Annotated in this window: 21 protein-coding genes and 1 riboswitch; of the genes, 3 read left to right on the plus strand and 18 right to left on the minus strand. The window is 40.2% G+C overall.

Translation table 11 applies throughout. The annotated features are described in order from the left end of the window. Positions 1-27: 27 nt before the first annotated feature. The 4 genes from ACTNC6_RS09930 to ACTNC6_RS09945 form a co-directional block, all read right to left on the minus strand. Complete coding sequence (locus tag ACTNC6_RS09930) at positions 28-813, minus strand: ABC transporter permease (RefSeq protein ID WP_441035803.1); 786 nt, start codon at positions 811-813, stop codon at positions 28-30. Continuing rightward, the gene (locus ACTNC6_RS09935) at positions 791-1822 is read right to left on the minus strand and encodes an ABC transporter substrate-binding protein (protein WP_441043987.1); all 1032 of its coding nucleotides are present in this window, start codon (positions 1820-1822) and stop codon (positions 791-793) included. The genes ACTNC6_RS09930 and ACTNC6_RS09935 overlap by 23 nt, the downstream gene beginning before the upstream one ends. 67 nt (positions 1823-1889) lie before the next feature. Continuing rightward, complete coding sequence (locus ACTNC6_RS09940; protein ID WP_441035800.1) at positions 1890-2180, minus strand: hypothetical protein; 291 nt, start codon at positions 2178-2180, stop codon at positions 1890-1892. A 44-nt stretch (positions 2181-2224) separates the two neighbouring features. Beyond that, the gene (locus ACTNC6_RS09945; protein ID WP_441043988.1) at positions 2225-3034 is read right to left on the minus strand and encodes a DNA-3-methyladenine glycosylase family protein; all 810 of its coding nucleotides are present in this window, start codon (positions 3032-3034) and stop codon (positions 2225-2227) included. Between the two features lie 185 nt (positions 3035-3219). Here ACTNC6_RS09945 and ACTNC6_RS09950 point away from each other — a divergent pair, with 185 nt between their 5' ends. The 3 genes from ACTNC6_RS09950 (at position 3220) to thiC (ending at position 6418) form a co-directional block, all read left to right on the plus strand. Next, on the plus strand, positions 3220-3498 hold the full coding sequence (locus tag ACTNC6_RS09950) for a type II toxin-antitoxin system HicB family antitoxin (protein ID WP_019160457.1): 279 nt from the start codon (positions 3220-3222) through the stop codon (positions 3496-3498). Positions 3499-3687: 189 nt separating this feature from the next. Then, positions 3688-4689 (plus strand): fibronectin type III domain-containing protein, encoded by a 1002-nt coding sequence (locus ACTNC6_RS09955; RefSeq protein ID WP_441035795.1) that lies wholly within the window; start codon positions 3688-3690, stop codon positions 4687-4689. A gap of 52 nt (positions 4690-4741) precedes the next feature. After that, positions 4742-4850, plus strand: a riboswitch (TPP riboswitch). Positions 4851-5107: 257 nt separating this feature from the next. Beyond that, positions 5108-6418, plus strand: a complete 1311-nt coding sequence (gene thiC, locus ACTNC6_RS09960; protein WP_186994638.1) for a phosphomethylpyrimidine synthase ThiC — start codon at positions 5108-5110, stop codon at positions 6416-6418. Between the two features lie 129 nt (positions 6419-6547). On the opposite strand, the gene ACTNC6_RS09965 is transcribed toward thiC, so the two are convergent. The 14 genes from ACTNC6_RS09965 to ACTNC6_RS10030 form a co-directional block, all read right to left on the minus strand. Further along, positions 6548-7126, minus strand: a complete 579-nt coding sequence (locus tag ACTNC6_RS09965; protein ID WP_303242333.1) for a thiamine phosphate synthase — start codon at positions 7124-7126, stop codon at positions 6548-6550. Positions 7127-7162: 36 nt separating this feature from the next. Continuing rightward, positions 7163-8983, minus strand: coding sequence for a DUF6320 domain-containing protein (locus tag ACTNC6_RS09970; protein ID WP_441043989.1), 1821 nt, complete (start codon positions 8981-8983; stop codon positions 7163-7165). A gap of 16 nt (positions 8984-8999) precedes the next feature. Then, positions 9000-9965, minus strand: coding sequence for an alpha/beta hydrolase (locus ACTNC6_RS09975; protein WP_441043997.1), 966 nt, complete (start codon positions 9963-9965; stop codon positions 9000-9002). A 47-nt stretch (positions 9966-10012) separates the two neighbouring features. After that, positions 10013-10744, minus strand: a complete 732-nt coding sequence (locus ACTNC6_RS09980) for a histidine phosphatase family protein (RefSeq protein ID WP_441043990.1) — start codon at positions 10742-10744, stop codon at positions 10013-10015. 197 nt (positions 10745-10941) lie between these two features. Further along, positions 10942-12045, minus strand: a complete 1104-nt coding sequence (gene nagA / locus ACTNC6_RS09985; RefSeq protein WP_441043991.1) for an N-acetylglucosamine-6-phosphate deacetylase — start codon at positions 12043-12045, stop codon at positions 10942-10944. Positions 12046-12070: 25 nt separating this feature from the next. Beyond that, positions 12071-12814, minus strand: a complete 744-nt coding sequence (gene nagB / locus ACTNC6_RS09990) for a glucosamine-6-phosphate deaminase (protein WP_173742704.1) — start codon at positions 12812-12814, stop codon at positions 12071-12073. A 92-nt stretch (positions 12815-12906) separates the two neighbouring features. Beyond that, on the minus strand, positions 12907-13755 hold the full coding sequence (locus tag ACTNC6_RS09995) for a MurR/RpiR family transcriptional regulator (RefSeq protein ID WP_186994643.1): 849 nt from the start codon (positions 13753-13755) through the stop codon (positions 12907-12909). An 11-nt stretch (positions 13756-13766) separates the two neighbouring features. Then, positions 13767-14654, minus strand: a complete 888-nt coding sequence (locus ACTNC6_RS10000; RefSeq protein WP_173742706.1) for an ROK family protein — start codon at positions 14652-14654, stop codon at positions 13767-13769. Between the two features lie 90 nt (positions 14655-14744). After that, on the minus strand, positions 14745-15659 hold the full coding sequence (locus ACTNC6_RS10005; RefSeq protein ID WP_173742707.1) for a dihydrodipicolinate synthase family protein: 915 nt from the start codon (positions 15657-15659) through the stop codon (positions 14745-14747). A gap of 18 nt (positions 15660-15677) precedes the next feature. After that, positions 15678-16652, minus strand: coding sequence for a D-isomer specific 2-hydroxyacid dehydrogenase family protein (locus ACTNC6_RS10010; protein ID WP_441043992.1), 975 nt, complete (start codon positions 16650-16652; stop codon positions 15678-15680). 2 nt (positions 16653-16654) lie between these two features. Continuing rightward, complete coding sequence (locus tag ACTNC6_RS10015; RefSeq protein WP_243873969.1) at positions 16655-18034, minus strand: ABC transporter substrate-binding protein; 1380 nt, start codon at positions 18032-18034, stop codon at positions 16655-16657. A 73-nt stretch (positions 18035-18107) separates the two neighbouring features. Next, on the minus strand, positions 18108-18938 hold the full coding sequence (locus ACTNC6_RS10020) for a carbohydrate ABC transporter permease (protein WP_173742709.1): 831 nt from the start codon (positions 18936-18938) through the stop codon (positions 18108-18110). Between the two features lie 42 nt (positions 18939-18980). After that, positions 18981-19862: a carbohydrate ABC transporter permease gene (locus ACTNC6_RS10025; RefSeq protein WP_173742710.1), complete on the minus strand. Its 882-nt coding sequence runs from the start codon at positions 19860-19862 to the stop codon at positions 18981-18983. A gap of 53 nt (positions 19863-19915) precedes the next feature. Beyond that, positions 19916-20605 carry an N-acetylmannosamine-6-phosphate 2-epimerase gene (locus ACTNC6_RS10030; protein WP_441035786.1) on the minus strand — a complete coding sequence of 230 codons (690 nt, stop codon included), beginning with the start codon at positions 20603-20605 and terminating at the stop codon, positions 19916-19918. Positions 20606-20721 lie beyond the last annotated feature (116 nt).

Genomic DNA, 20721 nt, shown 5'->3' on the forward strand with positions numbered 1-20721 from the left:
CAACTGCACATCTCTTCACTGTCGAAGCTATTTATGCTCCACACAATACACTCCTTTTCGCACCAGCCACAGAAAGCATTTCTCAAATACAAAGCTGATCACTATGATCACTATTGTCCAGGCAAAAAGATCCGGAGTCTCCAGATAGATCTTGGCATTGTAAAGCTTTTCTCCGATAGAACCCTTGGGTACTCCGATCACCTCTGCTGCCACTCCGGCCTTCCAGCACATACCCAGGGAAAGCCTGCAGGCAGAAACAAAATAGGGCAATATCTGTGATACATAAATATATCTGATTTGCCTTCCCATGCTCACCTGAAACACCTTCGCCATCTCCAGGATCTGCCAGTCTGTCTGGCGGATTCCCTCCAGAATGTTGGTATAAATCACAGGAAGCACCATGAGAAAGGAAATAAAAACTGACAGATTCCTGGAAGGGATCCAGATCAGGCAGAGAATAATAAAAGAAGCCACAGGTGTAGATTTCACTGCCGTAAGCACCGGATTCACCAGGATTTCCACTGTCCGGGACAAAAATGCCAGTACTGCCAGAAGAATCCCCAGTATCAAAGCCATGGAAAATCCCAGCACGATCCTTCCGAAGCTGAATCCTGCCGAATGCCAGAAATCACCTGTGAAAATCAGTTCAAAAAATCTCCGGATAACAGAAACAGGAGATGCAAGCAAGATCTCCTGTCCAAGCCACATACTGGCAATCTGCCAGACTGCAATCCAGAAAAGCACTGCCAGTATGCGAATCCCTGTATATTTTTTGTTTTCAGTTCTGTCTCTATCGTTTGTAATAGAACCCATCGTCCGGCAACTGTCCTCCAATAATCTGCGGATTCTGATCATTTAAAGTTGTCAGGTATCCTGAAAGCATGGTTTTCATATCATCCCCTTCAATGAATACAATACTGCAATCCGGAATTGCCTTCTGTGCAACCTCTTTTGGGATAATATCATGGTCACCGATAATCTGTGCCGCAGCTTCTGTGTCACTGTTTACAAAATCTACGGATTCCTTATAGGCATCCATAAAAGCATCTACCCGATCTGCATGATCCTTAATAAATTCATTCTTAGCGATCACCACACCCGTTACCAGCCTACTGTCATCATTCATAGAAGCTTCCCACAGTTCGTTCAGATCCAGGGCAACCTTTAATTTGTCATTTTTCATCAAAGCAGTCGTTACAAAAGGCTGAGGCAGAAGTCCTACTGCCGTCTGGTCCTGAGCCAATGCTGAAACAACCTCTGCATGCTCTGATTTATATTCTATTGTTACATCTTTTTCCGGATCAATTCCGCTGGCTTCCAGAACAGAATCCAGAGCATACTCCGGAGTCGCACCCTTTCCGCTGGCATAAATGGTTTTACCCTTCAGATCCTCCACGGATTTCACACTGTCACCATTCTCCACAATATAAAGAACACCCAAAGTATTTACAGCCAGCACGCTGACATCCTTTTCTGTTTTCTGATACAGGGTTGCAGCCAGATTTGCCGGAACTGCAGCAATATCCAGATTGCCCTGTACAACCATAGGTACGATCTCATCCGGAGATGCGGCAATTGTAAAATCATATCCGTCCGCATCCAGAAGCTGTGCCATTCCCATTGCTGTTGGTCCCTTTAATGCCCCTACACGTACAGCGTCCGGATCCGCAGTTTCCTCTCCGGTTTCCTGTACAGCATCGCTCTGTGTATCCTCAGCACTTGTATTATCTTCCGCTGCCCATACGCTTACAGCTCCTGTACCTCCTGCCAGTCCTGCGCACACACACAGGGACATTGTCCATGCCATTAATTTTTTTTTCATTTTCTCCGCACCTTTCCTTTCAAATAAGTAGTCCGCTTTATCACGTTAGGTTGATTATAACATACTTTCAGCTTTTTTGCTCCAGACTTGCGAAAAATAATTCATAAAAATCATCTTCTCCCTCCAGCTTAGGCGAATTCTCTCCACCGCCATTGGTACTTCGGCGCATGGTTGCATAAAATTCCTCCCCTGCTGTGATCAGATCCATTTCATAAATTTCATATCCCAGTTCCCGGCATTTACTGCAAAAAGCAGCCAGCGGATGCGCATCCTTCCTGGTATCCAGCAGTTCCTGCCGGATTTTCTCATCCGTTAATGCCATTTCCCGTAATTCATCAAGCATTGCTCCAATTTCCATAATTTTGTCCTCCTCGTCAGATTTGCAGTTTGTTCAGGTAGCCTTTATGAAACAGTTAACTCATAATAAAAAATATACTGCTGCATCACCCCTTTACAATCACTATATCTCCTGTTAGGAAATCCTCTTTTGTAATGTTCATCCAGCACCTGCCGAATATGTGTATCTACAGGAAAAGCCTCCAACTGATGCAGTCCAAACAGGCAGATACAGTCAGCTACCTTTTCTCCCACTCCATATAGCTGTAAAAGCTCTTTGCGGGCACTTTGATATTTCATATCATATAGTTTGTCCGGAATAAAATCTCCGAATACCACCCTTCTGGCAGTATCCAGCACATATTTGGCACGATATCCCAGGTTACACTCCTGCAGCTGCTCCTCAGTAGCCTTTGCCAGCGCCTGTGCTGTGGGAAAAGCATAATACTCCACACCTGTGCTGCTTATCTTTTTCTCTCCAAATTCCCGGCAGATATTTTCAATACATTTTTTGATCCTGATAATATTATTCTGCTGGGAAATAAGGAAAGAAATGATCACTTCCCAAAGATCCTGCTGTAAAATCCGGATACCGCTTCCCATCTCACCGGCAGCTTTCAGATATTTATCCCGCGGATTGATCCTGTTTATGTATTTTCCATAATCACAGTCCAGATCAAAATAGCGAATCCAAAATACTATAAAGTCCAGTTCCGGACAGAAAAAATTAACGATCCCCTTCTCCTGGGTCAGCTCCAGATACATATCTCCGGCGATCACCCGATATCGGTTTTCCCCGATCTGCTCCATCCGGAAGCACTGTCCTGACCTGCAGATCTGTCCCAGGTCAAAATTGTCCATTTCAATTGTCAGCATAGCTTGATCTCCCATCAGATTACCAGCAGTAATTCTTTTTATCACTTGATGAATGTATGAATGTATTATATACTATTTCCTGTGTAAACGTAAACCAAAACACATAAAAATATGATTCCTTTATTATAATAAACACAGGAGAAAATCATAACATTACATTATAACTTTCGAGAGGAGCTAAGCTTATGAAATTTATATATCCTGCGGTTTTCCGCAAAAATGAATCCGGCAGATATCATGGATTCTTCCCTGATCTGGCATGCTGCGAGGCAGAGGGAGACTCTCTGGAGGATGCCATTGACAATGCAAATGATGCTGCTTACAACTGGATCTATGCAGAACTTATGGAAGACGAAATGGATCTTCCCCCTGTTTCTGATGAATCCGACCTGACACTTCAGGAAGGGGACGTTGTGCGTAACATCCAGGTTACCATCCGTATGTATGACGGGTGGGATGAATAACCTGCCGGTTATCCCTGAAAAACGGTCAGGCTTCCTGGATCCTGTCCCGAAATCTTAATATTAAAAATACAGATATAAACTCCGATATGTTATAATCAGATAAACATAACTCTTTACTCCGTAAAAAATACTGATTATCATCTGCGGAGTTTTATTTTTTCTCACAATTCTTTAAAAGGAGGAGATTTTATGAAGATGAAAGGTTTAAAAAAATTACTTGTGAGCCTGGGACTTTGCGCTGTTCTGACTGTTGGCATGTCCACAGCTGCCTTTGCCGATTCCACTGAAGCCATCCTGGCTCCCGCACCGGAGGAAAGCAGTATTCCGGAAGTACCTGTACTTTCCACTGAAGAGGTTGACAATGCCACCTATGTAGGCTCAACCTCCAATATTGTCCAGACTGCCGCTACCGAAACTTCTATTTCTCTTGCCTGGAACAAAGTAGAAGGGGCTACCAAATATACCATCCGGATCAAATCCAGCAATGGTGCAGACAGCTACAAGGTTCTCGGTACCACTTCCAAAACCAAATGCAAAATTAACAAGTTGAAACCCGGAAAGACATACACAGTTGCCATCCTTGCAGGCAATGACTCTGAAGAATCCACCACTGTCACCACGATCATCTGTGCTACATTATACAAATCCGTTGGTATTAAAACCTCCTATTCTTCAGACAAGGGATACACCTTCAACATGAAAACCGTAACACCTTATAATGCAATCACAGGATACAAAGTAGCATATACCAGCTACAAGACCAAGAAAACAACAACCAAATTTTACAATAACCGCTACACCTTCACACTTCCGTTACAGAAGGATGCCTTCTATAAAGTAGAGATTTATCCATATCTTACTTTACAGGGTAAGAAATTTGTCAGCACTACCCCAACTACCAGATATGTAGCCAAGGGTATCGTACCTAAAAAAGCCGGCAACACACGAAACAGCATGACCATCAAATGGAACAAGGTGGCCGGTGCCCAGAGCTATACGGTTTATGTCAAATATCCCGGCAACAGCTCCTACAAAAAGGCTGCAACAACCAGTGCCAATTCCTTCCGCTTAAATAACATGACTCTTGGCACCCGCTATTACGTCAAGATCGCAGCAAACAAAAAAGTAGGAAAAAAGACCTGGCAGTCCGACAAAAATTCTGCATATTATCTTTATCTCCGCCGGGTATGATTCTTTTACAACCAAGGCTTGACAGATATAACAAACAAGAATATACTAAAAAAACAGATAAATGGGGAGCTTGTAACAGCAGGCTGAGAGGAAGTCTTCAACTTCGACCCTTATACCTGATTTGGATAATGCCAACGTAGGGAAATTAACCGTAGTTCTGTCCATAATAATGACAGCTGCGATTAAATTTAAGTTCTTCGGGACTGCTATACGCTTGTTGGCGCATTGCAGTCCCTATTTTTTTCGGCAGACCGGGGGCACCACTCTCTGCCAGGCTATTTGTAGCAGATTAATAACTATCATACGAATATGCGCAGGTGCAAGTCCCTATAAAATAGGGGGCGCAATTCATTTCAGCTTACTGCATACAACAGAAGAAGGCAGTAACAGGCCCGCAGTGCAGGGCAAGGAGGAAAAAATGACACAGTACACAACACAGATGGACGCAGCCCGTCGCGGAATCATCACACCACAGATGGAAATCGTGGCAGAAAAAGAACACTTTGACGTAGAAGAATTAAGAGAACTGATTGCAAAAGGACAGGTAATCATTCCCTGCAACAAAAATCACAAAAGTATCAGTCCAAGTGGTGTCGGTGCAAAACTGACTACCAAGATCAATGTAAATTTAGGTGTTTCCAGAGACTGGAAAGACGTTGATATGGAATATGAAAAAGTACATTCTGCAGTAGAAATGGGAGCAGAAGCCATCATGGACCTCAGTTCCTACGGAGATACCAGAAGCTTCCGCCGCAAGCTTACCTCTGAATGTCCGGCAATGATCGGTACTGTTCCGATCTATGATGCAGTTGTATATTATCACAAAGCACTTGGCAAGATCACTTCCGAAGAGTGGATTGATATTGTACGTATGCACGCAGAAGACGGTGTGGATTTCATGACGATCCACTGCGGTATGAACCGTGCCACTGCTGCTCGTTTCAAACAGAATAAACGTCTCATGAATATCGTTTCCAGAGGCGGTTCCATCATGTTTGCATGGATGGAAATGACAGGAAAAGAGAACCCGTTCTATGAGCATTTTGATGAGATCCTGGATATCTGCCAGGAATATGATATCACCTTAAGTCTGGGTGATGCATGTCGTCCGGGATGCCTTGCAGATGCAACAGATACTGCTCAGATTGAAGAGCTGATCACCCTTGGCGAGCTTACAAAACGCGCCTGGGAGAAGAATGTACAGGTTATGATCGAAGGACCCGGACATATGCCGATGAACCAGATCGCAGCCAATATGGAAATCCAGAAAACACTGTGCCACGGTGCTCCTTTCTATGTACTTGGACCTCTTGTAACAGATGTTGCTCCCGGATATGACCACATTACTTCTGCCATCGGCGGCGCTATCGCAGCCTATTCAGGAGCTTCCTTCCTCTGCTATGTAACACCGGCAGAACATCTTCGTCTGCCTAATGCAGCTGATGTAAAAGAAGGAATTATTGCAGCTAAAATCGCAGCTCACGCAGCAGATATTGCTAAGGGAGTTCCTGGCGCAGCTGACTGGGATTACAAGATGAGCGAAGCAAGAAAACGCCTTGACTGGGAAGAAATGTTCAGACTCAGCATGGATCCGGAAAAGGCAAGACGCTATCGTGCAGAAGCAAAACCGGAGAAAGAAGACACCTGCAGTATGTGCGGAAACTTCTGTGCTGTTAAAAATACCAACCGTATTCTGGACGGAGAGATTGTTACCATTTTTGATGAATAATCCTCCAAAAGATCCAAACAGAAAATCATAATCACATAAATATAAAAAGCCGCATTTTCACAGGCACCATATTTGGTTAATCCCTGTGAAATGTGGCTTTTCTATTATATCTTATATCTATTATATCTTTTATATCTTCATCATATCTGACATAATACAGCCACCTGCTGCACCATTCCTCATAACCTGAAACAGCTGATCTGTCCCCGGATGAATTCCTCCTATTGCATACACCGGAACTGTCACTGCCTTACAAACCTCTCCCAAAAACTCCAGTCCTCTTGGCGGAAGTCCTTTTTTACAATTTGTTGTATAAATGTGTCCTGCTGTGACATAGGTAGCCCCTAACTGCTGTGCCTTCAGAGCATCTTCCACAGAATGTACAGAACATCCTGTTTCCTGAAAATCACCAAGCTTTCCCTGATATTTTTCAAGGAGAAATAATGGCAGATGGATACAGGGATGCCCCAGTTTTCTGGCTGCCTCCACATAAGTATGAAGGATGCAGGAAACCTGATATTGTCTGCAGATTCCCAGCACCTCTTTTGCCAAAAGAAAATATTCTTCCTCTGACAGATCCTTTTCCCTCAGGATCAATGCTTTTGGATGACAGGCACAAACACGTTCTATCTGCTCCAAAAATGGACGTTCACACAGAGAACGGTTCGTCACTGCAACCACATTTTTATAAAATTCAGAATGATACATATCCTTTATACCTCTATTTTCTTCCCTGTATTTTTCTTACATCCTAAGCTTTTTATGAAATTCCCGTAAGGTATCCTTCTTGCAGAAAATAAACAATGCTGCCAGTGTCAGAATGCTAATGCCTGCACAAATCACAGATGGGTATACAAACTTCACAACTCCCGTCCATGCCAGAATCATGGGAATTAATCCGGCAATACATGCCTGCACAAGATAAAACAGATATTCTTCCCGTTTCAGACGGTTTACTCTTGCAATCACCGGAACAGAAAACTGAACCGACAAAACTCCAAAAGGAAGAATAAAATCCACAGACCAGCCTCTCCATCCGGTAAACCGATCCCACAAAATGGCAATCACAGATATGAGCAGCAACTGCCAGATTTCATTTTTTAAAATATTTCTTCTCTTAGAATAAGCTACCATAACAACCAGCCAGGCGCAGACACATCCTGCACCTGCAAACCAGGACCAGTTCAGTGTTCCCGCTGTCATAATATTGATCATACCGCAGATAACAGCAACTGCCAGACACAGGAAACTAAAGGTCTGCACAATCCTCTGATTTTCTTTTCTTTCCAGTCTCTGCTGTTCGCCGCAGCCGGGAAAATCGTTCTTTAACTCTCTGTGGGGAATTTCCTCCTCACTTAACATTCTCCGGAAGTTTCTCTGAATACTGTCATCCGGTATTTTGGAAGTAAATCCCAGCACCATCTCATCTCCATAAGAGCAGGAACACATCTGCAGGGAATTAGTACTGGCAAAAATCCCAAAATGCCGGATATATTCTCTATACTCCTCAGGAAGACGTATAATACCAATATTAGAGTAAACAGCAGTAATACTTCTGCTTCCCAGATTCGCTCCGATCATCAGAAAATATTTCTTAATTTCCAGAGGAACGGCACGGACAAATATATTTTTCTCGATCCTTACATAGTCATTCATATGCATGGCTATTTTATCTTTTTCCAGCTCCTGCTCAAACTGCCGCTTTACATCCGCCAATACCTCTTCAAAGGTTGTTGTATCAGAAAAAGTATAACCAACCTCAATCCATCCAAAGAAATTTGTCATGGACTGAGACGGAAAATAATTTCTCAGGTTTACAGGTATCATCAATGTCACCGGACGCTTCTGCTGGTTCTTTGGGATCTCCTCACGGATAGAACAGAGCATCACAGCTGTAAGCAGCACTGTTATGGACACACCGTAGGAACGAGCCTTCTGATGAACCTCTTTTACAGAAAGAACTACTTCCGAGATATGCATATCTGAATGGACCAGCTTCTCACCCTTCAGCTTTACAGCTGCTTTTTTCTTCTCTCTGTTCTTTGGAATATCAGAAGAATAATACTGGGAAAAGCTATCTTCCTCTATGTTTCCGCGACCTGTTTTCTTATCCCTTCCTATCTCCGGAAAATTCTCCTTTGGATGGGCCAGAATGAGATAATTCTGTACAAGCTCCTGGAGAAAATGCATGGCTCCGGTGCCATCTGTCAACGCATGAAACACTTCAAAATTAATTCGTTCTTTATAATAGCTCACCTGAAACAGCAGGGATTTTTTGTCTGGAATATACAGACGGCTGCAAGGCGGCTCTGTCTCCGGTTTTACCAATGCCCTGATATGGCTGTGCTCCAGATAAAACCAGAAAAGACCCTTTCGCAATACTGCCTGAAACAATGGATATTTCTCCATAGTTCTGTCCAAAGCCTGCTGAAGAATATCACTGTCCACTTCCTCCTTCAGCTGACAGTAAAACCGAAAAACTCTTGTATCATTTTCCCCTGTTACAAGCGGAAATGCCAGAGCTGCATTATCCAGTTTTCTCCAATTAGAATATTCTGTTCTCATATTTTTCGCCTTCCGGTCACTTTATCTTTTCATCATTTATACTCGGATTCAGAATTTTTTCATAGCTTGCATTCAGAAATTGATTAATATATCCAAAGCTTTCCTGCACATGCAAAAACTTAAATCCCAACGCAAAAAATCCATGAAATGCACCGCTTATTCTACGGATTTCCACCTGATTTCCGGCTTCCCGCAGTTTCTTTCCATATGCCTCTCCCTCATCACGGAGAGGGTCATATTCAGCTGTAAGGATAAGGGTTTCCGGCAGATTTTTAAAATTTTCTTCAACAATCGGGGCAAAATATGGATTATTTCTATCTGACGGTGAACTTTGATACAAATTAAGATAATCCTCCATTTTTACAGCAGTCAAAAGATAATCACTGCCATTTTCCTGCACAGATCTAAAGGGAGATTTCTCTGTATAACAGTTTCCCAGTGCCGGATAAATCAGAATCTGGCGTCTGGGCATAAACTCGCCCCGGTCTCTTGCCAAGAGACATACTGCAGCTGCCAGATTTCCCCCTGCACTATCACCTACAATTGTAATTTCCTCAGGATCTGTATTTATGCTCAGCTGATTAGCATATAATGCCCTGGTTGCAGCATAACAATCCTCCAACGGTACCGGAAATCTGTGTTCAGGCGCCAGCCTGTATTCCACTGATACCACAATATGGGCAGTAGCCTGTGCCATTCTGGAACAAACGCGGTCATAATTTTCCACACTTTCCGTCACCCAACCGCCTCCATGAAAAAACAACAATACCGGAAAAGTACTGCCCTCCTCAATTCCTGCACTCATAGCATTCTCTGTTGGAAAATAGAGGCGTATGGGAACTACATGTTCTCCATTATATACCTTTGTATCCATTTTTTTCAGAAAAATCCTTGTTGCATCCAGCTGCTTAAGATCTGCCAGTCTTCTGGAGTTTTCTACCTCAATGTTCCCGGCAGATAACGCATGGAGAATTGTTTTCATTGTCTTTGATATCAATGTTTTATCTTCCTTTCTGCTGTACAAACAAATCAGTCATGCCGCTCTTCTGTATTCCCACAGGTTTCACAGAATCTGGCTGCAAACGCAGGCGCTTCATCATGTACATACAAATGTGAAATATCACCAAACGCACTCATTCGGAAAGCTGCAATTCCCTCTCTCCGCTCTTCTGTATTCAAGGTTGTCACAGAACTTGGGGCAGCACATACTCCATGCCACAATACCATCGGAGATATATTCAGCAAATGGCTGAGCAGCACACATTCCAGTCCAAAATGACAGAAAAATACAAGTGTATCTTCATTACTCTCTACTACTTTATAACAATGCCCATCCCTCACATATCCGTGCTTTGCAAGCAGTTCATCGAGCTTTCCTGTCACATAATCATAATGACCCTTCAGATCCGATGCCAGCATTCTTTCATTTTCAAACCAGTGATCATACTGATAGAATCTCTCATCCCTTGTCCAGTCCTGCGGCAGCCAGTCCCAGGGAATAATCTTCTTATCCGTTACATCCGGCCGATCGATCAGTACGTCAAATTCCCGCAGCCAGTCACATTCTGTGGCTGTTCGGTTCATCTTTTTCAGGGTAGGGGACGCAGTATCCTTTGCCCTTCCCAACGGTGAAACATAAAAGTCTCTGATCTCCAGTTTTGTTAATCTCTCTGCGAGAAACTCAGCCTCTCTCCATCCCTTCTCTGTAAGAGAATCTATGGTATAATCAGGGTCTCCGTGACGTACTATCAATAATTTCATTTTTCCTTTATCCTTTCATTTCACATTCTTTCTGTTTTCTAATTATATACTATAGACACTTGTTTTCCAATATATAACTGCTGGGATATTCGCTGTAACAACCATGGCAAGTCAGATAATAATTGGAATATTAATACAGGGGATACAGCAGATTATTTTTTTCAAAATACTTCTGCCATATCCCCTGTCATTTATTTTTATAACACTTTTACAATATTCAGTTCTTCATCTGCCAGAACAATATCCGCACGTTTTCCAGGTGTAAGAGAACCCACTTCATCAAAAATTCCGATACTTCTTGCCGGGTTTGCAGTTGCAGCAAGAATCGCTTCTCTTTCCGAAACTCCCATGGAGATAACGCTCTTCATACAGTCAAAGAGACAAGTTGCAGAACCTGCAATCGTACCGTCTGCCAGAGTAGCTTTTCTGTCTTTCATAGTTACTTCCTGACCACCCAGTTCATATTTGCCATTCTCCATACCGGTTGCCATCATAGAATCACTGATCAGAATCACTCTGCTATCTCCAAAAAGGCGGAAAGTATTTCTTACAGCTGCCGGATGGATATGGATCCCGTCACCGATCAGTTCTACCATACAGTCTTCATTATCTGCTGCTGCACCGATCACTCCTGGTTCTCTGTGTCCCATAGGATTCATGGCATTATAAAGATGGGTTACATGAACTGCCCCCTGCTTCATAGCCTGTGCAGCACAGTCATAATCTGCCGCTGTATGTCCAATAGAAATAACTGTTTCATTATGCAGTTCCCTGATAAATTCTTCTGCACCTTCCATATTCGGAGCAAGAGTTACCAGTTTGATCAGTCCACCTGCCGCTTCATTGCACTCTCTGAAAAATTCAATGTCCGGTTTGCGGATATATCCCTCTACATGTGCACCCTTTTTTGCAGGATCAAGGAATGGTCCTTCCATATTGATACCGACAATACGGGCACAGGTTTCATCCTGATCTACATCCTTTGCCGTCTGAAAGATTTTCAGAAGTTCTTCTTTGGGAAGAGTCATGGATGTGGGACAGTAAGAAGTTACTCCCTGTGATCTCTCATACTGAAGAATAACTTTCAAGCCATCCACATCTGCATCTGAGAAATCATGTCTCACTGCACCGTGGCTGTGAATATCAACCAGACCAGGCAGTACTTTCAGACCGGCCGCATCCAGTTCCGTTTTATCTGTCACTTCTTCCTCAGAAGCTACAAGCCTGCCGTTTTCTATATATAAATCTGTTACTTTATAGCTTCCATCTTCCTGAAATACATTACCGTTTTTAATGATCATTTTTCTACACCCTTTACTGTATATTTTACAGAAGTCCTTTTTCTTTAATAAGACTTAAAGCATCTTCATCTGCCACTACAGTTACATCCTGATGAAGCTGAAGGATAGATGCCGGTACATTTGGTGTGATCGGTCCGTACAAGGATTTGTACAAAGCATCTGCCTTGGCACTTCCTGTTGCTACAAGAAGAATTTTCTTTGCTGCCATAATGTTCTTGATTCCCATAGTGTATGCCTGTTTCGGAACTTCATCCATACTTTCGAAGAATCTTGCATTTGCCTTGATGGTGCTCTCTGTAAGGTCTACGCAGTGAGTTTCCTTCTCAAAAGCTTCTCCAGGTTCATTGAAACCAATATGTCCGTTTCCGCCAATTCCCAGAAGCTGCATGTCAATACCGCCCACACTGCGGATCACTTCATTATAATCTGCACATGCTTTGTCACTGTCCTCTTCCAGTCCGTTAGGTACATAAGTTCTTGTCTTATCAATATTTACATGGTCAAACAGATTAGTGTTCATAAAATAACGATAGCTCTGGTCATTATCCCCTGAAAGTCCTTTATACTCATCAAGATTCACTGAAGTAATCTGTGAGAAATCCAAGTCCCCTTTTTTGTACCATTCGATCAGCTGTTTATACATGCCAACCGGTGTAGAACCTGTTGCAAGTCCGAGAACTGCATTTGGTTTCATAATAATCTGAGCAGACATAATATTTGCCGCCTTTCTGCTCACATCCTGATAATCCTTTCCCTCGTAAATAATCATACCGATTTTCCTCCTCTTTCAATATGTGTATTTCCATTATAATATATATATTTAATTATACAAGCTACAATATAGCAAAATAATTTTTCCGATTATATTTTTCCCGTTCCGTTTAGCATATAATGCTCTTTCGACTTTAATGCTCGCAAAGTATCACTATGCATTGCCAGCTTTTCTCTACGATTGAGATAAATATATTCATTATAAATAATATCAATCATAATTAAAATAGGAAATTGTGGTGATATCACATTTCCACTGTTTAGCATTTTTCTTGATGAAATCAATATTACTTCATCACAAAATTCTCTGAAAAACAAACTATCTCTTGAAGTAATTAGTACTGTTTTAGCTCCTCTCTGATGTGCCTCCTTTAACAGGTACAATACTGATTCATTTTCTCCACTTACACTAATTCCTATAATCAAACTTTCTTCATTGCAAAAAACCGCTTGCATGCGAATTCTGTCTGCATCAGTAAGAGAATCTATATCAATTCCAATTCTCATAAACCGGCTTTCCATCTCAGTAGCTGCCAACCCAGAGCTTCCTGCTCCACATACAATAACTCTGGGAGTTATTCCAAGCAAATTAATCACTCTGGTAATCTGAGCTTCATTCATCAGGCTGTATGTTTTTGTAATCAATTCCTGATATGTATCCAATACTGTTTTGGTGCTGTCAGCTACATCTTTTCTCACACTGTTTAAAGATTTTTCATACTGATAAATGAATTCTCTATAACCTCTAAATCCACATTTTTTTACAAACCTTGATATTGAGGCTTTCGACACAAATAATTTTTGTGATAATGTCTCGATTGAGTAATCTGCCTGATTTTTATTTTTCAAAAAGAAATCTGCAATATTTTTCTCTGATTGAGTAAAACTATCATACTTAGCTTCTAATACCGGCACAACAGATTTTTCATCAAACTCCATACACTTCTCCTTTAAAATTCATGTGCTTTTCGGAAACAGTACCAAGCTCCTGTCATCCCTGCCGCATTATGATAATGTGCAAGTTCCAGGCGCATATGAGATGATATTGCCGGCAAAAGATTATTTTTCACAGACTTACGTATACCATCTGTCAGAATACTTTCCCTTTGCATAATTCCACCGCCAAGAACTACTATTTCCGGGTTTAAAACATAACAAATATTAGCAATACCAAGTCCAAGAATTTCTGCCATTTCATTTATTGCTTCTATACAAATTTTATCATTTTTCTCAGCAGATTCAAGAATTCTTTTCCCATTCCATTCAGATATCTTATCCTTCTTTCTCTCTGCCACTTTTTTTACCAATGCAGTAGTTGACGCCTGATTTTCAAATCGATTTCCATTAATATTCATATACCCTACTTCACAGGCAGAATAGGATATTCCTCTGAGTAATCGTCCATTAACAATCGCGCAGCCGCCAATCCCAGTTCCAATGGTCATACATAATGCACTTTGACTTTTTTGGGCTGCTCCATTCCAATATTCTGCCAATCCTGCACAATTTACATCATTCTCCACCTCACAGAGAATTCCAAATGTTCTTTCTATTTCTTTTTTTAAATTTATTCCCATATATCCCGGCATATTTTCATTTGCGTATATAATACTCCCCTGAGCAGCATCAACCATACCCGTAGTAGAAATACAGATTCCTGTGATTTTTCTTAAAACAATGTATCGTTCTATAATCTTCTTTACTCTGGCAAGCACATAACTGCCTCCCTGCATTGCTTCCGTAGGAATGTTCAGTTGCTCAATTATCCTTGCATTTTCATCCAGCACACCAGCTTTAATAGCAGTTCCACCTATATCAATACATACATACTCTTTCATAATTACTCCCTTTACTCTCATTTTTATATTAACGTCAAACGCGCACACTATGTTCTACCACAGTATGCGCGCCTTGTCCTTACTATATGCTTATTTTAGTGCTGCAATCGCATCACGAATCATCTCGGCTGCCTCTTTAACAATCATCATATCCTCAGGAATTAAATCAGGAAGAGGTTTCCGCACACTTCCAATATTAACCTTTTCATTTATTCTCAGGATTTCTTTCATTACTGCATAAAGGTTACCATGTGCTTCGCACATTTTATAAATAATCTGATCCGCTTTATTCTGAATAGCAAGAGCCTCTTCCATTTTTCCTTCTTTAAAAAGCTCATCTATTTTCAGGAATAATTCTGGCATAACAGCATAAGTACCACCAATTCCTCCATCAGCTCCTATTGCACGTCCACTAATAAACTGCTCATCCGGACCATTAAATACAATATGTCCTTCTCCAGCTTCAGCCTTAAACATCTGAATATCTTGGGTCGCCATAGAAGAATTTTTTACACCAAGTACATTTGGATTTTTCAACATAGTTTTAAAGAGTGACATGGTAAGCGTAGTACCTGCCAACTGTGGAATATTATAAATAATAAATGGAGTATTTGGTGCAGCAGCAGAAATATCATTCCAATACTCTGCTATAGCATATTCAGGAAGATGAAAATAAATCGGCGGAATCGCTGCAATTGCATCAACCCCCTGACTTTCTGCATGAGCAGCCAATTCACAACTGTCCTTTGTATTGTTACATGCTACATGAGCAATAACTGTCAGTTTTCCTTTTACCGCCTTCATTACATTTTCCAGAGTTTTCTTTCGATCTTCTACACTTTGATAAATACATTCTCCTGATGATCCACCTACATACAGGCCTTTCACACCCTTTTTCAATAAATGTTCTGCCAGTGCCTGTGTACGTTCAGCACTAATTTCTCCTTCTTCATCATAGCATGCATAAAAAGCCGGAAACACTCCTTTAAATTTCTCTATATTCATTTTGATTTCTCCTTTTTATTATACCAAAAACTCTTTATTTCTAACACTTTCCGGAAGTTTTCCCTCCAGAAATTCTTTTATATTATCCGCAATAATCACCTGAGAACGATACTCACTTTCCAATGAAGCAGCTCCCATGTGAGACGTAACATATACGTTATCCATATGTATCAATGGCTGCTCCGGTTTTGGCGGCTCTTCTACAAGAACATCAAGACCTGCCCCTGCCAATTTTCCCGATTTCAGCGCATCAATTAAATCTGCTTCATTTATTACACCACCTCTGCAAGTATTTACTAAATAAGCATGTGGTTTCATGCGATCAAATAATGACTTATTAATAATTCCTGCTGTTGAGGGCATAAAGGGCATATGAAGACTCACAATATCACTCTGCTCAAAAAGTTCTTCCAAAGTATCCACAAAAGTAACATTCTGTCCCGGTTCCGCTTCTTTCACAAATGGATCATATGCAATAATCTTAACAGAAAATCCAGATATCATCCGCGCAAGATTTTTTGCTACACGTCCATATCCTGCAAGTCCCACTGTTTTCCCATCTAATTCATTTCCTGTAACTGTTGAAGGCCAGATTCCTTTTCTACAGCCCTCTACACACGGAGTAAATCGTCTGCCTAAATTCAATATATGCATCATGGCGACCTCTGCCACTGCAGGTGCATTGGCTCCCGGAATATTAGCAACAGGAATCCCATTTTTTCCTGCAGCTTTTAAATCTACAGAGTCTACTCCTGTTCCATATTTTTGAATAAATTTTACTTTTCCCTTTACTGCGCCAAGCGTTGTTTCATTCCATGGTTCCATAGTTGCAACCACAATATCAACATTCTGTGCTTTTTTCACTAGCAATTCCGGATTATTATCCGGAATTGCTTCAGCTTCAAAATCACATCCCATTTCTTCAAACTTTTTGTATAAATAATTTACATCCACTTTCTGCGGATCCAGATTTAACCATACTTTTGTCTTCATCCTTATTCACCTACCTGATCCTGAAAATCTTCAATTGCAGCAGTCATACTTTTTAAAGCTTCTGATGAATCAGCAGTGCCTGTTGCTACCTGGTTAACTGCTTTTACAAATGGGTATGTAAAATAATGTTTAGCTGCAACTGTACGTCCCTTAATTGTTTTTACAGGATATCCATAATAACCAGAAGCATTTTCTACATACTTCAACGCCTGAGCATTTACTTCATTGTCTTTCCATGTTGTATTTTCCTTTGCATCTTCAAATACAGGTGCAAATACAGGTGCTATTTCTTCCATATAGGAATCATACCAATCTTTATCCAGAAGATAAGAAATTACATCTGAAGCCAGGTCAGTATCTTTACAGGTATTCATAACTGCAAATCCACGGTTAAAATTCATATATACACTATTTTCGTTTCCTGCAGGAGGAGCCAAAACAACAGTATTATCTAAGAGTTCTTTATATTGTTCATCAGATACCAATGCATTATATAATGTAGGTGCATTAAAACAAATTGCTGTACGTCCTGCCAGATAAGAACCATTATTTCCACCTGCATCCCAGGTTGTTGCATCCTGCGGAATTACTTTGTCTTTATATAATTCTGCATATTTATCAAATACAGCTGTTACTTTATCATCAGCAACTATTTCCCCATCTTCATTAAACAGATATCCGCCCTCATTCCACATATATTGTCTAATAGTGTTTTCGTCATCATCATCATTTTCACCACAGCCCATTGCAAGTCCATAAAAATCATTATCTGGGTCGCTTACCTTTTTTGCATCCTCAAACACTTCATCCCAAGTTTCAGGCATTTTAGTAATACCAGCTTCTTCAAATTTATCTTTTCTGATAAACATTAACGTAGAAGAACTATAAAACGGTACATAATAATATTTATCATCGATCTTAGTTCCGTCATAACTTGCCTGCAAATATGGTCGTTCCTCATTTATTTTATTAACAAGATCTGTCACATCATTACACGGAATATTCGGATAATAATTTAATACCTTCGTTGTGTCTGCAGAAATAATATCCGGAACACTCTGGCCAGCTTCAATTGCAGCATTTAATTTTGTTACAAAATCTGTAGCAGCTACCATTTCACAATTTACTGTTACATCTTTTTCTTTTTCATATTCCTTCAGCCTTTCTTCCATTTTAGTATTCGCGTCATCACTGAAGATTTTTTCCACCCAGATAGTAATAGACTTTTTATCAGACGCTGTTTTACTATCTTCTGTTTGCGTTTCTGTCGTGCTGGCAGTATCCGTATTTTTTTCTGTATCAGTGGAACTACTTCCTCCGCATGCAGTAAATGAAAGAGCCAATGTTCCTGCCATTACCATTGATAATAATTTTTTTCTCATATAGAAGTTCCTCCTTTTAACTTTTCATTTTTATTATTTTCTAATTATTTTCTATTATATTAGCTTTTTAATATTATCCTTTTACACCACCGTCAGTTGCTCCGCCAACTAATCCACTGGAAGCCAGCATATAAATCACTATAATAGGAATACCAGCAAGGACACCGCCCGCCATTAACTGATTCCAAGGTGGCATATCACCATAGATCAATCCTGAAATAACCAATGGGAAAGTCTGTACCTGACTTGATGTCAGATTTACCAATGCATACATATATTCTCCCCAACACATTGCAAACGTAAAAATTGTAGTAGATATAATCCCTGGCAATGCCAGTGGAAATACAATTTTATACATGGTACCTATCCTGGAACATCCGTCTACCTTCGCAGCTTCCTCAAGTTCCTTCGGAACAGCTGCTATATGCGGAATAAGAATCCATGCAACATAGGGCAATGTAAATGTAGGATAAATTACAATCAGCCCCCAAATCGTATTGGTAAGATGCATTTTAGATACCAACATGTATAATGGAATATACAGAACTGTAGTTGGTAATAAATACATAAATAATACTGATTTTGAAAATACTCGTCTTCCTTTAAATTTTACTCTTGATAAAGTGTACGCAACAGGATATGCTATTAAAATTGAAAATACCGAAACGGATATAGCAATAATCAAACTGTTCTTCATACTTGCAAGAAAATTTGTATTATTAATCAAGTAAGCATACGCGCCACCAGTAGGATGATGAGGAATCAACGTCGGAATTTTTGCGTAAATTTCAGAATCACTTTTAAAGGAAGTATTGATCATCCAGTATATTGGAAATAATGCAACTATCAGACATATGATCAGATATATCCTTCCAAGTAATGCTGTTTTCTTTTTAGTTTTCATATAATTCTCCTTTCATTTTTCCGCACACGCAATACCTCACAATCATTCATTTTCCGGCAGCATACGGCGTGTCAGGATACTAATAAGAATCATAAGAATCGGCATTGCAAGTACTGCAACTGCAATACCTCGTCCAAGCATCATACTTCTCATAGCAGTCTTATAACTATATACATTCATAACTTCTGTTGTTCCGTTTGGACCGCCCCCGGTTAATAACCACACTGTCTCAAATTCATTAATGGTCCAAATCGTACTCATAAGTGCAGATAAAATAGTTACATCTTTTACTTCCGGTAATGTAATATATCTGAATTTCTTCCAAAGACCAGCACCATCAATTTCCGCAGCTTCATAATAATCCTTTGGAATTGTCTGCAACTTAGCCAAAATAGAAACTCCAAAAAATGGTGTTCCTCTCCATACATTAGCTACAATGATTGTAGTCATTGCAAGCCCTGCTGATCCGAACCAGATAATATCTGAATTTGTAATATGCAGAGATTTTAATATATGATTGGCAATTCCACCTGTTGAATTAAAAATCCAACGCCAGTTATAAACTACAACAATATTCGGCAACGTCCATGGAATCATCAGCAATGCCCTTGCTACATTTCTGCCTTTAAATTTCTGATTCAAAGATAATGCCATGAGCATTCCAAGAACTGTTTTTACAGCTATAGAAATAGCAGTAAAAAATACAGTATTTAAAATTGATCTCCTATATTCCGGATCTCCCAAAAGTCTGATATAGTTTTTCAATCCAACAAACGATGCAGGATTTCCAATTGTCTTGTTTGTAAAACTCATATACAATCCCCATATCATTGGAAATGCCAGAAAACAGGCCAGATAAATAATCATGGGTGCATTTACAATATAGGCAAATCTATTTTCACCGTTTTCCCGCTTCCTCTTCAAAATAATATCCTTCCTTTCCGCAATAATTTTCGTTTTACTGGAGCTCTTTATATTTATTCATGTAATGCATCTACAAATGCTCTGGTAATCAATTGTGGGCGAGTAATAACTGAACCAACTACAATACTGAAAACTCCCAGTTCTTTAACTCTCTTAGCTTTTTCAGGTGTATTAATATTTCCTTCCGCAATTACCGGATGTTTTACTGAATTTAAAATTTCTCTGATAATACGAAAATCATCTTTTTCAATTTTGTCATCCGCGCTTTGTTCTGTATACCCTACCATGGTTGTTCCTATAAAATCAAATCCTATCTGATCTGCATATTGTGCTTCCTTAACAGTTGAACAATCTGCCATCAAAAGCTGATCCGGATATTTTTTCCTAATCTGTTCTATGAATTGTTTCAGTGTTATTCCCCCTGGGCGAAGTGCCCCAGTAGCATCCAAAGCTATAATCTCAGGCTTAACTTCCATCAACTCATCTACTTCCTTCATAGTAGGGGTAATATATACCTTACAATCAGGATAATCCCTTTTTACTATTCCAATAATCGGAAGATCTACTTGTTCTTGAATAGCCTTAATATCTTCTCTGGTATTAGCCCTTATTCCTTTAGCCCCGCCTTCCAATGCGGCTACTGCCATTCTGCTCATAATATATGAAGAATGAAGCGGCTCCTGTGAAAGAGCCTGACAAGATACAATTAATTCCCCTTTTAATGCTTCTATTTTTTGATTCATTATCATTACCTCCTCCATTTGCTCAAATCATACTCTCTTTTAATATTTTTTTCAATATCATTTGTGTTTATTGGAACTTTTTTCATATCATTTGTGCATATTGTTGTTTTTTATTT

The sequence above is a fragment of the Blautia sp. HCP3S3_C4 genome (genome assembly GCF_052064095.1).
Lineage (GTDB): Bacteria > Bacillota > Clostridia > Lachnospirales > Lachnospiraceae > Blautia_A.

Excerpts from the sequence above, each read along its gene's own strand:
- ACTNC6_RS09930 (WP_441035803.1), bottom strand. The coding sequence starts at position 813 with ATGGGTTCTATTACAAACGATAGAGACAGAACTGAAAACAAAAAATAT.
- ACTNC6_RS09935 (WP_441043987.1), bottom strand. The coding sequence starts at position 1,822 with ATGAAAAAAAAATTAATGGCATGGACAATGTCCCTGTGTGTGTGCGCA.
- ACTNC6_RS09940 (WP_441035800.1), bottom strand. The coding sequence starts at position 2,180 with ATGGAAATTGGAGCAATGCTTGATGAATTACGGGAAATGGCATTAACG.
- ACTNC6_RS09945 (WP_441043988.1), bottom strand. The coding sequence starts at position 3,034 with ATGCTGACAATTGAAATGGACAATTTTGACCTGGGACAGATCTGCAGG.
- ACTNC6_RS09950 (WP_019160457.1), top strand. The coding sequence starts at position 3,220 with ATGAAATTTATATATCCTGCGGTTTTCCGCAAAAATGAATCCGGCAGA.
- ACTNC6_RS09955 (WP_441035795.1), top strand. The coding sequence starts at position 3,688 with ATGAAGATGAAAGGTTTAAAAAAATTACTTGTGAGCCTGGGACTTTGC.
- thiC (WP_186994638.1), top strand. The coding sequence starts at position 5,108 with ATGACACAGTACACAACACAGATGGACGCAGCCCGTCGCGGAATCATC.
- ACTNC6_RS09965 (WP_303242333.1), bottom strand. The coding sequence starts at position 7,126 with ATGTATCATTCTGAATTTTATAAAAATGTGGTTGCAGTGACGAACCGT.
- ACTNC6_RS09970 (WP_441043989.1), bottom strand. The coding sequence starts at position 8,983 with ATGAGAACAGAATATTCTAATTGGAGAAAACTGGATAATGCAGCTCTG.
- ACTNC6_RS09975 (WP_441043997.1), bottom strand. The coding sequence starts at position 9,965 with ATGAAAACAATTCTCCATGCGTTATCTGCCGGGAACATTGAGGTAGAA.
- ACTNC6_RS09980 (WP_441043990.1), bottom strand. The coding sequence starts at position 10,744 with ATGAAATTATTGATAGTACGTCACGGAGACCCTGATTATACCATAGAT.
- nagA (WP_441043991.1), bottom strand. The coding sequence starts at position 12,045 with ATGATCATTAAAAACGGTAATGTATTTCAGGAAGATGGAAGCTATAAA.
- nagB (WP_173742704.1), bottom strand. The coding sequence starts at position 12,814 with ATGATTATTTACGAGGGAAAGGATTATCAGGATGTGAGCAGAAAGGCG.
- ACTNC6_RS09995 (WP_186994643.1), bottom strand. The coding sequence starts at position 13,755 with ATGGAGTTTGATGAAAAATCTGTTGTGCCGGTATTAGAAGCTAAGTAT.
- ACTNC6_RS10000 (WP_173742706.1), bottom strand. The coding sequence starts at position 14,654 with ATGAAAGAGTATGTATGTATTGATATAGGTGGAACTGCTATTAAAGCT.
- ACTNC6_RS10005 (WP_173742707.1), bottom strand. The coding sequence starts at position 15,659 with ATGAATATAGAGAAATTTAAAGGAGTGTTTCCGGCTTTTTATGCATGC.
- ACTNC6_RS10010 (WP_441043992.1), bottom strand. The coding sequence starts at position 16,652 with ATGAAGACAAAAGTATGGTTAAATCTGGATCCGCAGAAAGTGGATGTA.
- ACTNC6_RS10015 (WP_243873969.1), bottom strand. The coding sequence starts at position 18,034 with ATGAGAAAAAAATTATTATCAATGGTAATGGCAGGAACATTGGCTCTT.
- ACTNC6_RS10020 (WP_173742709.1), bottom strand. The coding sequence starts at position 18,938 with ATGAAAACTAAAAAGAAAACAGCATTACTTGGAAGGATATATCTGATC.
- ACTNC6_RS10030 (WP_441035786.1), bottom strand. The coding sequence starts at position 20,605 with ATGAATCAAAAAATAGAAGCATTAAAAGGGGAATTAATTGTATCTTGT.